The sequence below is a fragment of the Streptomyces sp. NPDC002643 genome (assembly GCF_053592555.1).
On sequence record NZ_JBSFVY010000088.1, the window covers coordinates 1 to 1,421 of the forward strand.

General features: G+C 68.1%; 2 protein-coding genes. Both read left to right on the forward strand.

Going from position 1 to position 1,421, the window contains the following annotated elements; genetic code table 11:
• Positions 1 to 104 precede the first annotated feature (104 nt).
• Positions 105 to 953, forward strand: coding sequence for an IS5 family transposase (locus tag ACWD4G_RS45620; protein WP_451304664.1), 849 nt, complete (start codon positions 105 to 107; stop codon positions 951 to 953).
• Positions 950 to 1,348, forward strand: coding sequence for a hypothetical protein (locus tag ACWD4G_RS45625; RefSeq protein WP_451304666.1), 399 nt, complete (start codon positions 950 to 952; stop codon positions 1,346 to 1,348). Before ACWD4G_RS45620 ends, ACWD4G_RS45625 begins: the two co-directional genes overlap by 4 nt.
• The last annotated feature ends 73 nt before the right edge of the window (positions 1,349 to 1,421 follow it).

The window sequence follows — 1,421 nt, forward strand, 5'->3', positions numbered from 1 at the left end:
AGTGGGCGGTTCGTGAGTCTTTGAGTGGGTCTGTTGTCGCCTGATGGTGTGGCGGCGGGGCGGAATCTGGCGGTCCGCGGTTGGTGATCTGGTGATGTGACCGGGTGAGTGAACGCAAGCCGTACCCGAGTGACTTATCGGACGAGCAGTGGTCGTTGATCGAGCCGGTGATCACCGCATGGAAGAACCGACACCGCTCGGTCAGCGGCCACCAGGGCGCCTACGACATGCGGGAGATCGTCAACTCGATCCTCTACCAGGGGCGGACCGGCTGTCAGTGGGCCTATCTCCCGCACGACCTGCCGCAGAAGAGCGCGACCTACTACTACTTCGCCGCCTGGCGGGACGACGGGACCGACCAGGTCATCCATGAACTCCTGCGCTGCCAGGTCCGTGAGCGGGCCCGCCGATTAGAGGACCCGACCCTGGTGGTTCTGGACACCCAGAGTGTCCACGTGGCCGCCGGGGTCCCCGCCTCCACGAGCGGCCACGATCCGGCCAAGCGGGTGCCCGGCCGCAAGCGCGGACTGGCCGTGGACGTCCTCGGCCTGGTCATCGCGGTCACCGTCCTCGCCGCGAACACCCACGACAACGCCGCGGGCATCGTCCTGCTGGACCAGGTCGCCGAGCACGCCGGCGGCACCGTCCGCAAAGCCCTGGTCGACCAGGGCTTCAAGAACCAGGTCGTCGCGCACGGCGCCGGCCTGGGCATCGACGTCGAGATCGTCGAACGCAACCCGCAGGTCAAAGGGTTCGTGCCGCAGCCGAAGCGGTGGAGGGTCGAGCAGACCTACGGGATCCTGATACTGCACCGGCGCCTGGTCCGCGACTACGAGTACCGCCCCTCCTCCTCGGTTTCCCGCGTCTACTGGGCGATGACCCACGTCATGACCCGGCGCCTCACCGGCACGAACGCCCCCACCTGGCGCGAGCCGCAGGCGGCGGCAGCGTGAACATCCAGCCCCTGCTGGACGCCCTGGACATCCAGGAAGACGCCGCCCGGGCCCTGGCCGACGACCTCCGCGCACAGATCGACGACCTGCAGACCCGGTTACGGGAGGCCGAGACGCACCTGGAGCACCTCGCGATCACCCGCAGGACCGTCACCGGCCTCGCCGACCGGCTCCCTGCCGTCGCGCCGGACCTGCCCGAGCACCCGGACTACCCCCGCATCCTCACCGTCTTCAACCACGCGACCGGACCGCTACGAGCCAAGGACGTCTGCGAAGCCCTCGGCCATGAACTGCTGCCGAAGAACGTCGAAGGCACCCGCGCCAAGCTGAAGCGCCTGGTCAAACTCGGCATCCTCACCGAGGCCGACACCGGCAACTTCGCCAGGAAGCAATAGCCGACCCACCCTCCACCAGCGACCTTGCCCCAACCCCAGCCAGAAACGGACATCACCTTACGAACCGCCCACT